Origin of the sequence: Streptomyces griseorubiginosus (assembly GCF_036345115.1) — a bacterium.
Lineage (GTDB): Bacteria > Actinomycetota > Actinomycetes > Streptomycetales > Streptomycetaceae > Streptomyces > Streptomyces griseorubiginosus_C.
The window spans coordinates 3918763-3936248 of record NZ_CP107766.1 but is presented as its reverse complement, the minus strand read 5'-3'; the positions used below and the strand labels follow the sequence as shown (position 1 = coordinate 3936248).

Below are 17486 nucleotides of genomic sequence, written 5' to 3'. Positions count from 1 at the left end.
ACGTGATCATGCCTGTGATCATGGGCTTTCGTTGTTACGCCCGAATTGACCCGCATCTAGCATCCGTTGCGGCCGTTGGCCAAGCCCCCTTCTTATGCGCCTCTCATGGATGTGGCAGAGGTCACGCAACGGTTACGGGGAGGGCTGCGTCCGGACACGGCAGCCGCTCGTGAATGTGTGCACGCGTCCACATCCGTCCTAGCGGCTCCCTCTGATGTGTGAACGCGGTCCTCTATCAAGCGCTCACGTCCAGCACCAATTTGCATGCAGCGGAACTCTCTTGATATGGAGACGCCTCTCCCGACCTGCGCCGACTAGCGAGAATGTCACCTCTGGTGATCACTCGGGCGCTTCTCGTATGAAGATCACCGCTGATCCGCCTTCATGATCGTTCGTCAGGTGGTGGAGATCACAAAGCTTGTGCAATACCCCGTGTCGCAGATCACAGACCGGCGGGCATAGGATGCGGGTCAGTTGGGCTTGTGACCTGCTTCACATGTTCGCGATCTTCGTCGGGACGGACGGAGGTCAGAGGGACGTATGAGTCGGGTGTAGTCCGATGCCATCGCCAGCAGTCAGTGCCGACTGAGAGGAGCGAGGAGCGGTGAACGCCTATGCGCCCATCCTCGTACTGGGAGCCCTCGGGGCAGGCTTTGCGATCTTCTCCGTGGTCATGGCCACGCTGATCGGTCCGAAGCGGTACAACCGGGCCAAGCTCGAGGCCTACGAGTGCGGCATCGAGCCGACCCCCACGCCGGCCGGCGGCGGGCGCTTCCCCATCAAGTACTACCTGACGGCGATGCTCTTCATCGTCTTCGACATCGAGATCGTCTTCCTCTACCCCTGGGCCGTCACCTTCGACGCCCTGGGTGTTTTCGGGCTCGTGGAGATGCTGCTCTTCGTGCTCACCGTCTTCGTCGCGTACGCGTACGTATGGCGGCGCGGCGGCCTGGAATGGGACTGAGGGGCCTTTAACTCATGGGACTCGAAGAAAAGCTGCCGAGCGGTTTCCTGCTGACCACCGTCGAGCAGGCCGCGGGCTGGGTGCGCAAGGCGTCCGTCTTCCCGGCCACCTTCGGACTGGCCTGCTGTGCCATCGAGATGATGACCACGGGCGCCGGACGCTACGACCTGGCCCGCTTCGGCATGGAGGTCTTCCGCGGCTCACCCCGCCAGGCCGACCTCATGATCGTCGCCGGCCGGGTCAGCCAGAAGATGGCCCCGGTGCTCCGGCAGGTCTACGACCAGATGCCGAACCCCAAGTGGGTCATCTCCATGGGGGTCTGCGCCTCCTCGGGCGGCATGTTCAACAACTACGCGATCGTGCAGGGCGTCGACCACATCGTGCCGGTCGACATCTATCTGCCCGGCTGCCCGCCACGGCCCGAGATGCTGATGGACGCGATCCTCAAGCTCCACCAGAAGATCCAGACCTCCAAGCTCGGCGTGAACGCCGAGGAGGCGGCCCGCGAGGCCGAGGAGGCGGCGCTCAAGGCCCTGCCCACGATCGAGATGAAGGGGCTGCTGCGGTGAGCGACGCGAACGGCACGGGCAACGGTGCCTCGAACGGGGTGAACCCCGAGAAGGACCTCGGCGCCTCCAACCTCCCCGGCCAGCGCGGCGAGGGCGGCGAGGAGATCCGCGTCCAGCGCGGCATGTTCGGCGCCAACAACGGCGGCGACACCTCCGGCTACGGCGGCCTGGTCCGCTCGATCAGGCTCCCGGGGGCGGCCGCCCGCCCCTACGGCGGCTGGTTCGACGAGGTCGCCGACGAACTGGAGGGCGCCCTGGAGGAGCAGGGACTGCTCCCGGACAACGCCATCGAGAAGACGGTCGTCGACCGCGGCGAGCTCACCTTCCACATCGAGCGCGAGCACCTGTTGCGCGTCGCACAGACCCTGCGCGACGACCCGGCCCTGCGCTTCGAGCTCTGCACCGGCGTCAGCGGGGTCCACTACCTCCACGACAAGGGCCGCGAGCTGCACGCCGTCTACCACCTGCGCTCGATCACCCACAACCGGCTGATCCGCCTGGAGGTCAGCGCCCCCGACGCCGACCCGCACATCCCGTCGCTGGTCTCGGTGTATCCGACCAACGACTGGCACGAGCGCGAGACCTACGACTTCTTCGGGATCGTCTTCGACGGTCACCCGGCCCTGACCCGGATCATGATGCCGGACGACTGGCAGGGCCACCCGCAGCGCAAGGACTATCCCCTCGGCGGCATCCCCGTCGAGTACAAGGGCGCCCAGATCCCGGCTCCGGACCAGCGGAGGTCGTACTCGTGAGCACTTCGCATGCCTCCCCTCGGGAGACCACAGAGGGCACCGTCTACACGGTCACCGGCGGCGACTGGGACGAGATCGTCCAGGCCGCGGCCCGCGCCGACGACGAGCGCATCGTCCTCAACATGGGCCCCCAGCACCCCTCCACCCACGGAGTGCTCCGCCTGATCCTGGAGATCGACGGCGAGACGGTCACCGAGGCCCGCTGCGGCATCGGCTACCTGCACACCGGCATCGAGAAGAACCTCGAGTTCCGCACGTGGACGCAGGGCACCACGTTCGTGACGCGCATGGACTACCTGACGTCCTTCTTCAACGAGACCGCCTACTGCCTCGCCGTCGAGAAGCTCCTCGGCATCGAGGACCAGATCCCCGACCGCGCGGAGATCATCCGGGTGCTCCTGATGGAGCTGAACCGGCTCTCCTCGCACCTGGTGTGCATCGCCACCGGCGGCATGGAACTCGGCGCCACCACGATCATGATCTACGGATTCCGTGATCGTGAAATGATTCTCGACATCTACGAGCTCATCACGGGCCTGCGGATGAACCACGCGTACATCCGCCCCGGCGGACTCGCGCAGGACCTGCCGCCCGGCGCGGTGGACCACATCCGCGAGTTCGTGAAGAAGATGAAGAAGAACCTCCCGGAGTACGACAAGCTCGCCACCGGGAACCCCATCTTCAAGGCCCGTATGCAGGACGTCGGCTACCTGGACCTCGCCGGCTGCATGGCCCTCGGAGCCACCGGCCCCATCCTGCGCTCCACCGGCCTGCCGCACGACCTGCGCAAGGCCCAGCCCTACAGCGGCTACGAGACCTACGACTTCGACATCCCGACCGCCGACACCTGCGACTCCTACGGGCGCTTCCTGATCCGCCTGGAGGAGATGCGCCAGTCGCTCAGGATCATCGAGCAGTGCCTGGACCGGCTCCAGCCGGGACCGGTCATGGTCGCCGACAAGAAGATCGCCTGGCCCGCCCAGCTCGCCCTGGGCCCCGACGGGCTCGGCAACTCCCTCGACCACATCAAGAAGATCATGGGCACCTCCATGGAGGCCCTGATCCACCACTTCAAGCTGGTCACCGAGGGCTTCCGGGTCCCGCCGGGGCAGGCGTACGCGGCCGTCGAGTCGCCCAAGGGCGAACTCGGGGTGCACGCCGTGTCCGACGGCGGCACCCGCCCCTTCCGGGTCCACTTCCGCGATCCGTCCTTCACCAACCTTCAGGCCATGGCGGCGATGTGCGAGGGCGGCCAGGTCGCCGACGTCATCGTCGCCGTCGCGTCCATCGACCCCGTGATGGGAGGCGTCGACCGGTGACCACGAGTTCTTCCGAGCGGGGCGTCAGCCTGGGCATGCCCGAACTGCCCGCACCCGCTTACCCGGACGACGTCCGAGCCCGGCTGGAGGCGGACGCGCGCGAGATCATCGCCCGCTACCCGGACTCCCGCTCGGCCCTGCTGCCGTTGCTGCATCTCGTGCAGTCGGAGGAGGGCCATGTCACGCGCACCGGGATGCAGTTCTGCGCGGACGTGCTGGAGCTGACCACGGCCGAGGTCACCGCGGTCGCCACCTTTTACACCATGTACCGGCGCAGGCCCTCGGGCGACTACCAGGTGGGCGTCTGCACCAACACCCTCTGCGCGGTGATGGGCGGCGACGCGATCTTCGCCGAGCTCCAGGAGCACCTGGGCGTCGGCAACGGCGAGACCACCGACGACGGCAAGGTCACCCTGGAGCACATCGAGTGCAACGCGGCCTGCGACTTCGCGCCGGTGGTGATGGTCAACTGGGAGTTCTTCGACAACCAGACCCCGGCGAGCGCGAAGCGCATGGTCGACGACCTGCGCGCGGGGCGTCCGGTCGAGCCCACGCGCGGGGCGCCGCTGTGCACGTTCAAGGAGACCGCGCGGATCCTCGCCGGCTTCCCCGACGAGCGGGCCGGAGCGGTGGAGGCGACCGGCGGAGCGGGACCCGCGTCGCTGGTGGGTCTCCGCCTGGCCAGGGGAGAGGCCGCACCCGCGCGTGTGGTCCATCCGCGCGAAGGAGCATCGCAGGACCGCGACGGTTCGCCGCAGGACCGGGGCGTCCATGAGCCGTCCCCGACGGAGCACCTGAGCTCACACGACGCGCCACAGGACACGTCGGCCTCCGACCCGGCCCACCCGGCCGGGCCCGCCGCCGAGGAGGGGGAGTGATGACCTTGGCACCCGAACTCAAGAACAACAGCCCCGAGAAGCTGCTCGCACCCGTGTTGTCGGCCTTCTGGGACGAGGACAAGTCCTGGACGCTGGACGTCTACAAGAGGCACGAGGGATACGAGGGGCTCCGCAAGGCGCTCGCGATGTCACCGGACGACCTGATCGCGTACGTCAAGGACTCCGGTCTGCGCGGTCGCGGCGGCGCGGGATTCCCCACCGGAATGAAATGGCAGTTCATTCCGCAGGGAGACGGAAAGCCGCACTATCTGGTTGTCAACGCCGACGAGTCGGAGCCCGGGACCTGCAAGGACATCCCGCTCCTCTTCGCGAACCCGCACAGCCTCATCGAGGGCATGATCATCGCGTGTTACGCCATCAGGTCTTCGCATGCCTTCATCTATCTGCGTGGTGAAGTCGTCCCTGTGCTGCGGCGGTTGCACTCGGCCGTGAGCGAGGCCTACGCGGCCGGCTACCTCGGACAGAACATCCTGGGCAGCGGCCTCGATCTCGACATCACCGTGCACGCGGGCGCGGGCGCGTACATCTGCGGTGAGGAGACCGCACTGCTCGACTCGCTCGAAGGCCGCCGTGGTCAACCGCGGCTCCGTCCCCCTTTCCCTGCGGTCGCAGGCCTCTACGCCTGCCCGACTGTTGTGAATAACGTGGAGTCGATCGCGTCGGTTCCCGCGATCCTCCAAAGGGGGAAGGACTGGTTCAGGTCGATGGGCAGCGAGAAGTCCCCGGGCTTCACGCTGTACTCGCTCAGCGGCCATGTCGCGAGCCCCGGCCAGTACGAGGCCCCGCTCGGCATCACGCTCCGCCAGCTGCTGGAGATGAGCGGCGGCATGCGGCCCGGGCACCGGCTGAAGTTCTGGACGCCGGGCGGTTCTTCGACCCCGATGTTCACCGACGAGCACCTCGACGTCCCCCTCGACTACGAGGGCGTCGGCGCCGCCGGATCGATGCTCGGCACCAAGGCACTCCAGTGCTTCGACGAGACGACCTGCGTGGTCCGCGCCGTCACCCGCTGGACCGAGTTCTACGCCCACGAGTCCTGCGGCAAGTGCACCCCCTGCCGCGAAGGCACGTACTGGCTCGTGCAGTTGCTGCGCGACATCGAGGCCGGCAAGGGCGTCATGTCCGACCTCGACAAGCTCAACGACATCGCCGACAACATCAACGGCAAGTCGTTCTGCGCCCTCGGCGACGGTGCCGCCTCGCCGATCTTCTCCTCGCTGAAGTACTTCCGCGAGGAGTACGAGCAGCACATCACGGGCCGTGGCTGCCCCTTCGACCCGGCCAAGTCGACGGTCTGGGCCGACTCCCGCACGGAGGTGAACGCATGACCGTGACCACCAACGCTCCCTCCGGTGGGGGAGAGGCGGCGGTCCCGCCGGAGGATCTCGTCTCGCTGACGATCGACGGCGCCGAGATCAGCGTGCCCAAGGGCACCCTGGTCATCCGGGCCGCCGAACAGCTCGGCATCGAGATCCCCCGGTTCTGCGACCACCCCCTCCTCGACCCGGCCGGCGCCTGCCGCCAGTGCATCGTCGAGGTCGAGGGCCAGCGCAAGCCGATGGCCTCCTGCACCATCACCTGCACCGACGGGATGGTGGTGAAGACCCACCTCACCTCGCCGGTCGCCGAGAAGGCCCAGCACGGTGTGATGGAGCTCCTCCTCATCAACCACCCGCTGGACTGCCCGGTCTGCGACAAGGGCGGCGAGTGCCCCCTGCAGAACCAGGCGATGTCCCACGGGCAGGCCGAGTCCCGCTTCGAGGGCAAGAAGCGCACCTACGAGAAGCCCGTGCCGATCTCCACCCAGGTGCTGCTCGACCGCGAGCGGTGCGTGCTGTGCGCCCGCTGCACCCGCTTCTCCAACCAGGTCGCGGGCGACCCCATGATCGAGCTGATCGAGCGGGGCGCGCTCCAGCAGGTCGGCACCGGCGAGGGCGACCCGTTCGAGTCGTACTTCTCCGGCAACACCATCCAGATCTGCCCGGTCGGCGCGCTCACCTCGGCGGCGTACCGGTTCCGTTCCCGCCCCTTCGACCTGGTGTCCTCCCCGAGCGTGTGCGAGCACTGCTCCGGCGGCTGCGCCACCCGCACCGACCACCGGCGCGGCAAGGTCATGCGCAAGCTCGCGGCCAACGACCCCGAGGTCAACGAGGAGTGGATCTGCGACAAGGGGCGCTTCGCGTTCCGGTACGCGCAGCAGCGCGACCGCCTGGAGCACCCGCTGATCCGTAACCCCGAGGGTGAGCTGGTGCCGGCCTCCTGGCCGGAGGCGCTCCAGATCGCGGCCCAGGGCCTGCTCGCCTCGCGCGGCCGGGCCGGAGTCCTCACTGGCGGCCGTCTCACCATCGAGGACGCCTACGCGTACAGCAAGTTCGCGCGCGTGGCGCTCGACACCAACGACATCGACTTCCGCGCGCGCGTGCACAGCAGCGAGGAGGCCGACTTCCTGGCCGCGCGGGTCGCCGGCCGCGGCCGTGACCTCGACGGCACGGGCGTCACGTACACCGCGCTGGAGAAGGCCCCGGCGGTCCTGCTGGTCGGGTTCGAGGCCGAGGAGGAGGCGCCCGGCGTCTTCCTGAGGCTGCGCAAGGCCTGGCGCAAGCACGGCCAGAAGGTCTTCTCCCTCGCCACCTACGCCACCCGCGGCCTGGAGAAGGCTGGCGGCACCCTGCTGCCCGCCGCCCCCGGCACCGAGACCGAGTGGCTGGACGCGCTGGCCGGCGGAGTCGGTCTGGACGACGACGGCAGCAGGGCCGCCGAGGCGCTGCGTGCCGCGGGCGCGGTGATCGTCGTCGGCGAACGCCTCGCCGCCGTGGAGGGTGGCCTGACCGCCGCCGTACGGGCCGCCTCCGCGACCGGCGCCCAGCTGGTGTGGATCCCGCGGCGGGCCGGGGAGCGCGGTGCCGTAGAGGCGGGCGCGCTTCCCTCGCTGCTGCCGGGCGGCCGTCCGGCCACCGACCCGCGCGCGCGTGAGGAGGTCGCCTCCGTCTGGGGCGTGGCCGAACTCCCGCACCGCTACGGGCGGGACACCGGGCAGATCGTCGAGGCCGCGATGTCCGGCGAACTCCAGGCGCTGGTCGTCGCCGGCGTCGAGGTCGCCGACCTGCCCGACCCGGCACGCGCGCGTGAGGCGCTCCAGGAGGTCGGGTTCGTGGTGTCGCTGGAGCTGCGGCCCGGTGAGGTCACCGAGCACGCGGACGTCGTCCTGCCGGTGGCCGCGGTCGCCGAGAAGGCCGGCACCTTCCTCAACTGGGAAGGCAGGGTCCGCTTCTTCGAGGCCGCGCTCAAGCCCGACCAGATGACCCGCCGCCTCGCGCCCACCGACGCGCGCGTGCTTCAGATGCTGGCCGACGCCATGGACGTACATCTGGGCCTGCCGGATCTGCGCACCACCCGCGCGGAGATCGACCGGCTCGGGCCCTGGGACGGCCCGCGCGGCACCGAACCCCGGGAGACGGCGGCCCAGTTGCCGCGGCCCGCCGCCGGGGAGGCCGTGCTGGCCGGACACCGGCTGTTGCTCGACCAGGGTCTCCTCCAGCAGGGCGACGAGGCGCTCGCCGGGACCCGGCACGCGGCACACGCGCGTGTGTCGGCCGCGACGGCCGCCGAGGCGGGCGTCAAGGAAGGCGACCTCCTCGCCGTGACCGGTTCCGCCGGAGTCGTCGAACTGCCGCTCCAGGTCACCGAGATGCCCGACCGCGTGGTCTGGCTCCCGCTGAACTCGACCGGCGGGGGAGTGGCCTCCGACGCCGGAGCGGTGCCCGGTTCCCTCGTCCGCATCGGCCCGGCCACCCTCGCCGCCGAAGCCCCCAAGGAGGTGGAGGCATGAGCCCGTACTCCGCTGCGGAAGACCTCTCGATGTTCGGCACCGACCCCTGGTGGCTCGTCGTCGTCAAGGCCGTCTTCTGCTTCGCCTTCCTCATGGTGACCGTGCTGTTCTCCATCGTGTGGGAGCGCAAGGTCGTCGCCTGGATGCAGCTGCGCATCGGGCCCAACCGGCACGGTCCCTGGGGCATGCTCCAGTCGCTCGCCGACGGCATCAAGCTGATGCTGAAGGAAGACGTCATCGTCAAGCGCGCGGACAAGGTCGTCTACGTCCTCGCCCCGATCGTCGCGGCCATCCCGGCCTTCATGGCGATCGCGGTGATCCCCTTCGGCCCGTCCGGCAACGAGATCTCGATCTTCGGCCACCGCACCGCGATGCAGCTCACCGACCTCCCGATCGCGATGCTCTACATCCTCGCGGTCGCCTCGGTCGGCATCTACGGCATCGTCCTCGCGGGCTGGAGTTCCGGATCGACGTACCCGCTCCTGGGCGGTCTGCGCTCCTGCGCCCAGATGATCTCCTACGAGATCGCCATGGGCGCCGCGTTCGCCTCGGTGTTCCTCTACTCCGGGTCGATGTCGACCTCGGCGATCGTCGAGGCCCAGCAGGACCGCTGGTACATCATCCTGCTGCCGGTCTCCTTCATCATCTACGTCATCACCATGGTCGGCGAGACCAACCGCGCCCCCTTCGACATGCCGGAGTCCGAGGGCGACCTCGTGGGCGGCTTCAACACCGAGTACTCCTCGATCAAGTTCGCGATGTTCATGCTCGCCGAGTACGTGAACATGGTGACGGTCTCGGCCGTGACGACCACGCTCTTCCTCGGCGGCTGGCGGGCCCCCTGGCCCATCTCCACCTTCTGGGAGGGCGCCAACCACGGCTGGTGGCCGCTGCTCTGGTTCGTGATCAAGGTGCAGCTGCTGCTGTTCTTCTTCATCTGGCTGCGCGGCACGCTCCCCCGCGTCCGCTACGACCAGCTGATGAAGCTCGGCTGGAAGGTCCTCATCCCGGTCTCCGTGGTCTGGCTGATGCTCGTCGCGACCGTGCGGACCCTGCGCAACGAGAACTACGACTTCGCCGACATCGCCCTCTACGTGGGCGGCGCGGTCCTGGTCCTGCTGCTGCTCTCGTTCGTCGCCGACATGTTCCGCGAGAAGTCGAAGGCGGCCGCCGCAACCACCGCGGAACCGGTCGGCTTCGACCCGATGGCCGGTGGATTCCCCGTACCGCCGCTGCCCGGACAGGAGGTGGCGCCGGTACCCAGGCGCCGCCCCCACCGGGAGCGGGAGCTGATTGTCAGTGGTGGGTCCGATACTCAGAGTGACGGCGGATCTACGGATGGAAAGGAGGCGTCCGATGGCTGAGGAACCCAAGGAGACCAAGCCCGGTTTCATGAACCCCGTCGCCGGCTTCGGTGTGACCTTCAAGGCCATGTTCAAGAAGCGGCTGACCGAGCAGTACCCGGAGCAGCAGAAGACCACCGCTCCCCGGTTCCACGGACGGCACCAGCTCAACCGCCATCCGGACGGCCTGGAGAAGTGCGTCGGCTGCGAGCTGTGCGCCTGGGCCTGCCCCGCCGACGCCATCTACGTGGAGGGCGCCGACAACACCGACGAGGAGCGCTACTCGCCCGGCGAGCGGTACGGCCGCGTCTACCAGATCAACTACGCCCGCTGCATCCTGTGCGGGCTGTGCATCGAGGCGTGCCCCACGCGCGCGCTGACGATGACCAACGAGTTCGAGCTGGCCGACTCCAGCCGCGCCAACCTCATCTTCACCAAGGAGCAGCTGCTCGCCGGTCTCGAAGAGGGCATGGTCGACTCGCCGCACGCCATCTACCCGGGCACCGACGAGCAGGACTACTACCGGGGCCTGGTCACCGAGGCCGCGCCCGGCACGGTCCAGCAGGTCGCCGTCTCCAAGGGCGAGGTGGTCCAGGAGGCCGACTCCACCTTCGGTGCGGACGAACCGGCGTCGGAGAAGGTGATCGGCCGATGAGCGCGCCCCTTCAGCTCGCCGCCTCCACGACCTCCACCGGCGAGGCCTTCCAGTTCTGGGTCCTCGGCACCGTCGCCGTGATCGGCGCCCTGTGCACCGTCTTCATGAAGAAGGCCGTGCACAGCGCGCTCTGTCTCGCCGGCACCATGATCATCCTGGCGGTGTTCTACCTCGCCAACGGCGCGTACTTCCTCGGCGTCGTGCAGATCGTCGTCTACACCGGCGCGATCATGATGCTGTTCCTGTTCGTCGTCATGCTCGTCGGCGTCACCGCGGCGGACTCCCTCAAGGAGACCATCAGGGGCCAGCGCTGGCTGGCCCTGCTGTGCGGACTCGGCTTCGGCATCCTGCTGTTCGCCGGCATCGGCAACGCCTCCCTCAACCAGTTCAACGGCCTCGGCCAGGCCAACTCCGGTGGCAATGTGGAGGGCCTTGCGACCCTCATCTTCACCAAGTACGTCTTCGCCTTCGAGATCACCGGCGCCCTGCTGATCACGGCCGCCGTCGGCGCCATGGTGCTCACCCACCGCGAGCGCACCGAGCGGGCCCTGACCCAGCGCGAGATGGCCGAGAAGCGGGTGCGCGAGGGCAAGCACATCCCGCCGCTGCCCGCCCCCGGCGTCTACGCCCGGCACAACGCGGTGGACATCGCGGGCCTGCTGCCCGACGGCACCCCGTCCGAGCTCACGGTCAGCAAGACCCTGCGCGACCGCGGCCAGATCCGTGACGTGTCCGCCGAGGCGCTGAACGACCTCAAGGCGCTGGAGCAGCGCGCGGAGGAACGCCTGGAGCGGACCGAGATCGAACCGGCCACCTTCAAGAGGGAGGCGTCGAAGTGAACCCGGTCAACTACCTCTACCTCGCCGCCCTGTTGTTCACGATCGGCGCCACCGGCGTCCTGATCAGGCGCAACGCGATCGTCGTGTTCATGTGCATCGAGCTCATGCTCAACGCCTGCAACCTCGCGTTCGTCGCCTTCTCCCGGATGCACGGCAATCTCGACGGCCAGATCATCGCCTTCTTCACGATGGTCGTCGCCGCCGCGGAGGTCGTGGTCGGGCTCGCGATCATCGTGTCGCTGTTCCGTTCCCGCCACTCGGCCTCGGTCGACGACGCCAGCCTGATGAAGCTGTAAGGGGTCGCTGAATCGTGGAGAACCTGATCGCGCTGCTCATCGCGGCGCCCCTGCTCGGAGCGGCGGTCCTGCTGACCGGCGGCCGGCGGCTGGACGCCGTCGGCCACTGGATCGGCACCCTGCTCGCCGGCGCCTCCTTCGTCTTCGGCGCCATCCTCTTCGCCGACCTCCTCGGCAAGGACGCCGAGCACCGCACGCTCACCCAGCACCTGTGGACCTGGATCCCGGTCGAGGGCTTCCAGGCGGACGTCGCCTTCCGCCTCGACCAGCTGTCGATGACGTTCGTGCTGCTGATCACCGGCGTCGGCTCGCTCATCCACCTGTACTCGATCGGGTACATGGAGCACGACGAGCGGCGCCGCCGCTTCTTCGGCTATCTGAACCTGTTCCTCGCGGCGATGCTCCTGCTCGTCCTCGCCGACAACTACCTGCTGCTGTACGTCGGCTGGGAGGGCGTCGGCCTCGCCTCCTACCTGCTGATCGGCTTCTGGCAGCACAAGCCCAGCGCGGCCACCGCGGCGAAGAAGGCCTTCCTGGTCAACCGCGTCGGCGACATGGGCCTGTCGATCGCGATCATGCTGATGTTCACGACCTTCGGCACCTTCGCCTTCGGCCCGGTCCTCGGCAGCCACGAGGAGCCCGGACTCGTCACCGGCGCCTCCGAGGCGACGCTCACCGGCATCGCCCTGATGCTGCTGCTCGCCGCCTGCGGCAAGTCCGCCCAGGTGCCGCTCCAGTCCTGGCTCGGGGACGCGATGGAGGGCCCGACCCCGGTCTCGGCCCTCATCCACGCGGCGACCATGGTGACCGCGGGCGTCTACCTGATCGTCCGCTCCGCCAACATCTTCAACCTCGCCCCGGACGCCCAGCTGGTCGTCACCATCGTCGGCGCGGTCACGCTCCTCTTCGGTGCGATCGTCGGTTGCGCGAAGGACGACATCAAGAAGGCCCTCGCCGGCTCGACGATGTCGCAGATCGGCTACATGGTCCTCGCCGCGGGCCTCGGCCCCATCGGCTACGTCTTCGCGATCATGCACCTGGTGACGCACGGCTTCTTCAAGGCCGGGCTCTTCCTCGGCGCCGGTTCGGTCATGCACGGCATGAACGACGAGGTCGACATGCGCAAGTACGGCGGCCTCCGCAAGTACATGCCGGTCACCTTCGTGACGTTCGGCCTCGGCTACCTGGCCATCATCGGCTTCCCGGGCCTGTCCGGCTTCTTCTCCAAGGACAAGATCATCGAGGCGGCCTTCGCCAAGGGCGGCACCGAGGGCTGGATCCTCGGCGCCTGTGCCCTGCTGGGCGCGGCCATCACCGCCTTCTACATGACGCGCGTGATGCTGATGACGTTCTTCGGGGAGGAGCGCTGGAAGCACCAGGCGACCCGCTCCCCGGAGGCCCCCAGCGCCGAGCCCGCCGCCGAGCACCACGGCGCGCACGCCGAACCCCACCCGCACGAGTCCCCCAGGTCCATGACGATCCCCATGATCGTGCTGGCCTTCGGATCGGTCTTCGCGGGCGGCTTCTTCAGCATCGGCGACCGCTTCCTGCACTGGCTGGAGCCCGTCACCGGACACAGCCACGGAGACGCCCCGATCAGCGCGGCCACCGTCACGGCGGCCACGGTGACCGTGATGGTCATCGGCGTCGCGATCGCCTGGCTCCAGTACGGCAGGCGCCCGGTCCCGGTCGTCGCCCCGCGCGGATCGCTGCTCACCCGGGCCGCCCGCCGCGACCTGCTCCAGGACGACTTCAACCACGTGGTCCTGGTCCGCGGCGGGGAGCACCTCACGCGGTCCCTGGTCTACGTCGACCACACCCTGGTCGACGGAGTCGTCAACGGCACGGCGGCCTCGGTCGGCGGCCTCTCCGGGCGAATGCGCAAGCTGCAGAACGGCTTCGCGCGGTCGTACGCGGTCTCGATGTTCGGCGGCGCGGCGATCCTCGTCGCCGCGACCCTGCTGATGAGGGCGGTCTGATACCGATGTCGTTTCCCCTGCTGACAGCGACGGCGGTGCTCCCGGCGGTCGGGGCCATCGCCACGGCAGCCGTACCGGCCGCGCGGCGCACCGCCGCCAAGTGGCTGGCGCTGCTCGTCTCGCTCGCCACCCTCGCCCTCGCGATCACCGTCCTGGTCCGCTTCGACCCGGACGGCGCCCGCTACCAGCTCACCGAATCGCACGCCTGGATCGCGGACTTCGGGGTCCGCTACGAACTGGGCGTGGACGGCATCGCGGTGGCGCTGATCGCGCTGACCGCCCTGCTGATCCCGTTCATCGTCCTGGCGGGCTGGCACGATGCCGACCCCCTGGAGACCGGAAGCAGGCGGTGGCGGCCGACGCAGGGCTTCTTCGCCCTGATCCTGGCCGTCGAGGCGATGGTGATCATCTCCTTCGAGGCCACCGACGTCTTCCTCTTCTACATCTTCTTCGAAGCCATGCTCATCCCGATGTACTTCCTCATCGGCGGCTTCGGGGACCGGGCCCACGCCGGCTCCGACGAGAACGCGGCGGCCCAACGGTCGTACGCCGCCGTGAAGTTCCTCCTCTACAACCTGGTCGGCGGTCTGATCATGCTGGCCGCGGTGATCGGCCTCTACGTCGTCGCCGGGAACTTCAGCCTCCAGGAGATCGCCGAAGCGCGGGCCAACGGCTCGCTCGACATGGCGACCAACACCGAACGCTGGCTGTTCCTCGGGTTCTTCTTCGCCTTCGCGGTGAAGGCGCCCCTGTGGCCGCTGCACACCTGGCTGCCCAACGCGATGGGGGAGGCCACCGCCCCGGTCGCCGTCCTCATCACGGCGGTCGTCGACAAGGTGGGCACCTTCGCGATGCTCCGCTTCTGCCTCCAGCTCTTCCCGGAGGCGTCGAAGTGGGCCACGCCCGCGATCCTCGTCCTCGCGGTGATCAGCATCATCTACGGGGCGCTGCTCGCGGTCGGCCAGCGGGACATCAAACGGCTGGTGGCGTACGCGTCGATCTCGCACTTCGGCTTCATCATCATGGGCATCTTCGCGATGACCAGCCAGGGCCAGTCCGGCGCCACGCTCTACATGGTCAACCACGGGATCTCGACGGCCGCGCTGATGCTGGTGGCCGGCTTCCTGATCTCGCGGCGCGGCTCCCGGCTCATCGCCGACTACGGCGGGGTCCAGAAGGTCGCCCCGGTGCTCGCCGGCACCTTCCTGATCGGCGGCCTCGCGACCCTCTCGCTGCCGGGGCTCGCCCCGTTCGTCAGTGAGTTCCTGGTCCTGGTCGGCACGTTCGCCCGCTACCCGGTGATCGGCATCATCGCCACCTTCGGCATCGTGCTCGCCGCGCTCTACACCCTCGTCCTCTACCAGCGGACGATGACGGGCCCGGTGAAGCCGGAGGTCTCCGCGATGCCCGACCTGCGGATGCGTGAGCTCGTGGTCGTCGCCCCGCTGGTCGTGCTGCTGATCTTCCTGGGCGTCTACCCGAAGCCCGTCACGGACATCGTGAACCCGGCGGTGAAGTCGACCATGTCCGACGTACACAAGAAGGACCCCAAGCCCGAGGTGGAGGCGGCCAAGTGAGCGCAGTAGCCGTCCACAGCCTGTGGACAACCGCGGCCGACCCGATCTCGAAGATCGACGCGCCGAAGATCGAATACGGGCAATTGTCGCCCACCCTGATCGTCGTGGGCGCGGCGATCATCGGGGTGCTGGTCGAGGCCTTCGTCCCGCGCAAGTCCCGTTACTACGCCCAGCTGTTCGTCTCCGTCGTAGCGCTGTGCGCCGCCTTCGCGGCGGTCGTCGCGCTCGCCGCGGACGGGTACGCCACCACCAAGGCGGGCATCGCGGCCATGGGCGCGATCGCCGTCGACGGACCGGCCCTGTTCCTCCAGGGCACGATCCTGCTCGCGGGCCTCGTCGGCCTGTTCACCTTCGCCGAGCGGCGCCTCGACCCCGAGACGCACGGCAACAGGGTCGACTCGTTCGCAGCCCAAGCCGCCTCCGTGCCGGGCAGCGACAGCGAGAAGGCGGCCGTGAAGGCCGGGTTCACCACCACCGAGGTGTTCCCGCTGCTGCTCTTCGCCGTCGCCGGCATGCTGATCTTCCCGGCCGCCAACGACCTGCTGACGCTGTTCGTGGCCCTGGAGGTCTTCTCGCTCCCGCTGTACCTGCTCTGCGCCCTGGCCCGCCGCAAGCGGCTCATGTCGCAGGAGGCCGCGGTCAAGTACTTCCTGCTCGGCTCGTTCGCCTCCGCTTTCACCCTGTTCGGCATCGCCCTGCTCTACGGCTACGCGGGCTCGGTGTCCTACGGCACCATCGCGCGGGTCGTCGACGGCACCATCAGCACAGTGGACCCGGCGCTCGCCGACACCATGGGCAACGACGCGCTGCTGCTGATCGGCGCCGCGATGATCGTCATGGGCCTGCTGTTCAAGGTCGGCGCGGTGCCGTTCCACATGTGGACCCCGGACGTCTACCAGGGAGCCCCGACCCCCGTCACCGGCTTCATGGCCGCGGCGACCAAGGTGGCCGCCTTCGGCGCGCTGCTCAGGATCCTGTACGTCGTGCTGCCGGGCCTGCGCTGGGACTGGCGACCGGTCATGTGGGCCGTCGCGATCGTCACCATGCTCGGCGGTGCCATCGTCGCGATCACCCAGACCGACATCAAGCGGCTGCTGGCGTACTCGTCCATCGCGCACGCCGGTTTCATCCTCGCCGGTGTCATCGCGACCACGCCGGACGGGGTGTCGTCGGTCCTCTTCTACCTGGCCGCGTACTCCTTCGTGACGATCGGTGCGTTCGCCGTGGTCACCCTGGTCCGCGACGCCGGGGGCGAGGCGACCCACCTGTCCAAGTGGGCGGGCCTGGGCCGTCGTTCACCGCTGGTGGCCGCCGTGTTCGCGGTGTTCCTGCTGGCCTTCGCCGGTATCCCGCTGACCAGCGGCTTCGCCGGGAAGTTCGCCGTGTTCAAGGCGGCGGCCGAGGGCGGGGCGGCACCGCTCGTCGTCGTCGGTGTGATCTCCTCGGCGATCGCCGCGTTCTTCTACATCCGCGTGATCGTGCTGATGTTCTTCAGCGAGCCGCGCCCGGAGGGACCGACGGTCGCCGTGCCGTCGCCGCTCACCATGACCGCGATCGCCGTCGGCGTGGCGGTCACGCTGGTGCTCGGTGTGGCCCCGCAGTACTTCCTCGACCTGGCCAACCAGGCGGGAGTGTTCGTGCGCTGACCGGTGGCGTCCCACCCAAGGGGCCCTGCTCCCTCCAAGGGAGCAGGGCCCTTTGTGCGCGCTCAGGTGACCAGTTCGGTCCAGTCGATGTCGGCGAGCCAGCCGGGCTCGGGAGGCGTGCTCGGGGCCGACGCGGGAGCACACGTCACGTCGGGGTGCGTCGGATTGAAGAGCCCGCTGGGGTTCGTCCGGTAGATCCAGGCGCGCAGGGTGTAGCTGGAGCCCACCCCGGGCACATCGGCCGGGCCCTGGAACTCCTGGCCGAACAGCGTCGGCCTGGTGACCCCGGCCCCCGCCGGCACGATCCACTCCACACCCACGAGCCGGCGTCCGTTCGGGCCGTTGTCATAAAGGAGCGCCGCGGGCTCCTCGGGTTCGGTCTCCCCGACGTTGTCCGTGTTGACGTAGCGGTAGCCCACGCCGGGCACGCAGGCCATGGGCGTGAAGCCGTCGGCGACGGCGAGCGGCGCGTAGCCGTACTCACCGGTGGCCGTGTACGTGTCGGTCAGGTCCGCCCAGACCATCGGGTCCGGGTCGGCGGCCTGGGCGGGCACGGCGGACAGCGAGAAGGCCGCCGCCGCCACGAGGGTCAGGGCTGCCTTCAGGGGCCGAGGGGCCATGGGGTTCTCCTTGAGGCGCGTGAGAGTTCGGGACGGGGGACACGCACACGCGGGGCACGCCGTCGGTCGGGAGGCACGGGCCTCGCCGGCCCGCCCCAGCAGCATGTCCTCGCCTCGAACGAGTGCGCCATGTGACAGCGGCCGATCGAATGACCACGGGATGTCACCGGGCGGACCTGTGGATAACTCCGGGGCT

At 68.9% G+C, this 17486-nt stretch carries 15 protein-coding genes; 14 read left to right on the top strand and 1 reads right to left on the bottom strand.

The genetic code is table 11. From position 1 onward, the window contains the following. Nucleotides 1-604: 604 nt before the first annotated feature. The 14 genes from OHN19_RS17625 to nuoN are packed head-to-tail and all read left to right on the top strand — an operon-like array spanning nt 605 to nt 16670. Entirely contained in the window at nt 605-964 is a 360-nt protein-coding gene (locus OHN19_RS17625; RefSeq protein WP_007383963.1) for an NADH-quinone oxidoreductase subunit A, read from the top strand. Nucleotides 965-978: 14 nt separating this feature from the next. Next, nucleotides 979-1533, top strand: a complete 555-nt coding sequence (locus tag OHN19_RS17620) for a NuoB/complex I 20 kDa subunit family protein (protein ID WP_003998928.1) — start codon at nt 979-981, stop codon at nt 1531-1533. Further along, nucleotides 1530-2288: an NADH-quinone oxidoreductase subunit C gene (locus OHN19_RS17615; RefSeq protein ID WP_330265092.1), complete on the top strand. Its 759-nt coding sequence runs from the start codon at nt 1530-1532 to the stop codon at nt 2286-2288. Before OHN19_RS17620 ends, OHN19_RS17615 begins: the two co-directional genes overlap by 4 nt. Then, entirely contained in the window at nt 2285-3607 is a 1323-nt protein-coding gene (locus tag OHN19_RS17610; protein ID WP_330265091.1) for an NADH-quinone oxidoreductase subunit D, read from the top strand. The genes OHN19_RS17615 and OHN19_RS17610 overlap by 4 nt, the downstream gene beginning before the upstream one ends. After that, on the top strand, nt 3604-4485 hold the full coding sequence (gene nuoE / locus OHN19_RS17605) for an NADH-quinone oxidoreductase subunit NuoE (RefSeq protein ID WP_330265090.1): 882 nt from the start codon (nt 3604-3606) through the stop codon (nt 4483-4485). Before OHN19_RS17610 ends, nuoE begins: the two co-directional genes overlap by 4 nt. Beyond that, nucleotides 4485-5834, top strand: a complete 1350-nt coding sequence (gene nuoF, locus OHN19_RS17600; RefSeq protein ID WP_123762430.1) for an NADH-quinone oxidoreductase subunit NuoF — start codon at nt 4485-4487, stop codon at nt 5832-5834. Before nuoE ends, nuoF begins: the two co-directional genes overlap by 1 nt. Then, nucleotides 5831-8335 carry an NADH-quinone oxidoreductase subunit G gene (locus tag OHN19_RS17595; RefSeq protein WP_330265089.1) on the top strand — a complete coding sequence of 835 codons (2505 nt, stop codon included), beginning with the start codon at nt 5831-5833 and terminating at the stop codon, nt 8333-8335. Before nuoF ends, OHN19_RS17595 begins: the two co-directional genes overlap by 4 nt. Continuing rightward, a complete protein-coding gene (gene nuoH / locus OHN19_RS17590) occupies nt 8332-9699 on the top strand; it encodes an NADH-quinone oxidoreductase subunit NuoH (RefSeq protein WP_330265088.1) in 1368 nt (455 codons plus the stop codon). Before OHN19_RS17595 ends, nuoH begins: the two co-directional genes overlap by 4 nt. Continuing rightward, nucleotides 9692-10333 carry an NADH-quinone oxidoreductase subunit NuoI gene (gene nuoI / locus OHN19_RS17585; protein ID WP_037720707.1) on the top strand — a complete coding sequence of 214 codons (642 nt, stop codon included), beginning with the start codon at nt 9692-9694 and terminating at the stop codon, nt 10331-10333. Before nuoH ends, nuoI begins: the two co-directional genes overlap by 8 nt. Then, nucleotides 10330-11172 carry an NADH-quinone oxidoreductase subunit J gene (locus OHN19_RS17580; protein ID WP_123762433.1) on the top strand — a complete coding sequence of 281 codons (843 nt, stop codon included), beginning with the start codon at nt 10330-10332 and terminating at the stop codon, nt 11170-11172. The genes nuoI and OHN19_RS17580 overlap by 4 nt, the downstream gene beginning before the upstream one ends. Beyond that, the gene (gene nuoK, locus OHN19_RS17575; RefSeq protein ID WP_003974374.1) at nt 11169-11468 is read left to right on the top strand and encodes an NADH-quinone oxidoreductase subunit NuoK; all 300 of its coding nucleotides are present in this window, start codon (nt 11169-11171) and stop codon (nt 11466-11468) included. Before OHN19_RS17580 ends, nuoK begins: the two co-directional genes overlap by 4 nt. 14 nt (nt 11469-11482) lie before the next feature. Then, the gene (gene nuoL / locus OHN19_RS17570) at nt 11483-13447 is read left to right on the top strand and encodes an NADH-quinone oxidoreductase subunit L (protein WP_330265087.1); all 1965 of its coding nucleotides are present in this window, start codon (nt 11483-11485) and stop codon (nt 13445-13447) included. Between the two features lie 5 nt (nt 13448-13452). Beyond that, a complete protein-coding gene (locus OHN19_RS17565) occupies nt 13453-15024 on the top strand; it encodes an NADH-quinone oxidoreductase subunit M (RefSeq protein ID WP_330265086.1) in 1572 nt (523 codons plus the stop codon). Continuing rightward, entirely contained in the window at nt 15021-16670 is a 1650-nt protein-coding gene (gene nuoN, locus OHN19_RS17560) for an NADH-quinone oxidoreductase subunit NuoN (RefSeq protein WP_330265085.1), read from the top strand. Before OHN19_RS17565 ends, nuoN begins: the two co-directional genes overlap by 4 nt. A gap of 62 nt (nt 16671-16732) precedes the next feature. Here nuoN and OHN19_RS17555 read toward each other — a convergent pair whose 3' ends face one another. After that, a complete protein-coding gene (locus OHN19_RS17555) occupies nt 16733-17290 on the bottom strand; it encodes a hypothetical protein (protein ID WP_330265084.1) in 558 nt (185 codons plus the stop codon). Nucleotides 17291-17486 lie beyond the last annotated feature (196 nt).

Bases quoted from the DNA above. Each gene is read 5' to 3' on its own strand.
- OHN19_RS17565 (WP_330265086.1), top strand. From the start codon at position 13,453: ATGTCGTTTCCCCTGCTGACAGCGACGGCGGTGCTCCCGGCGGTCGGG.
- OHN19_RS17595 (WP_330265089.1), top strand. From the start codon at position 5,831: ATGACCGTGACCACCAACGCTCCCTCCGGTGGGGGAGAGGCGGCGGTC.
- nuoH (WP_330265088.1), top strand. From the start codon at position 8,332: ATGAGCCCGTACTCCGCTGCGGAAGACCTCTCGATGTTCGGCACCGAC.
- OHN19_RS17580 (WP_123762433.1), top strand. From the start codon at position 10,330: ATGAGCGCGCCCCTTCAGCTCGCCGCCTCCACGACCTCCACCGGCGAG.
- nuoI (WP_037720707.1), top strand. From the start codon at position 9,692: ATGGCTGAGGAACCCAAGGAGACCAAGCCCGGTTTCATGAACCCCGTC.
- OHN19_RS17620 (WP_003998928.1), top strand. From the start codon at position 979: ATGGGACTCGAAGAAAAGCTGCCGAGCGGTTTCCTGCTGACCACCGTC.
- nuoF (WP_123762430.1), top strand. From the start codon at position 4,485: ATGACCTTGGCACCCGAACTCAAGAACAACAGCCCCGAGAAGCTGCTC.
- OHN19_RS17555 (WP_330265084.1), bottom strand. From the start codon at position 17,290: ATGGCCCCTCGGCCCCTGAAGGCAGCCCTGACCCTCGTGGCGGCGGCG.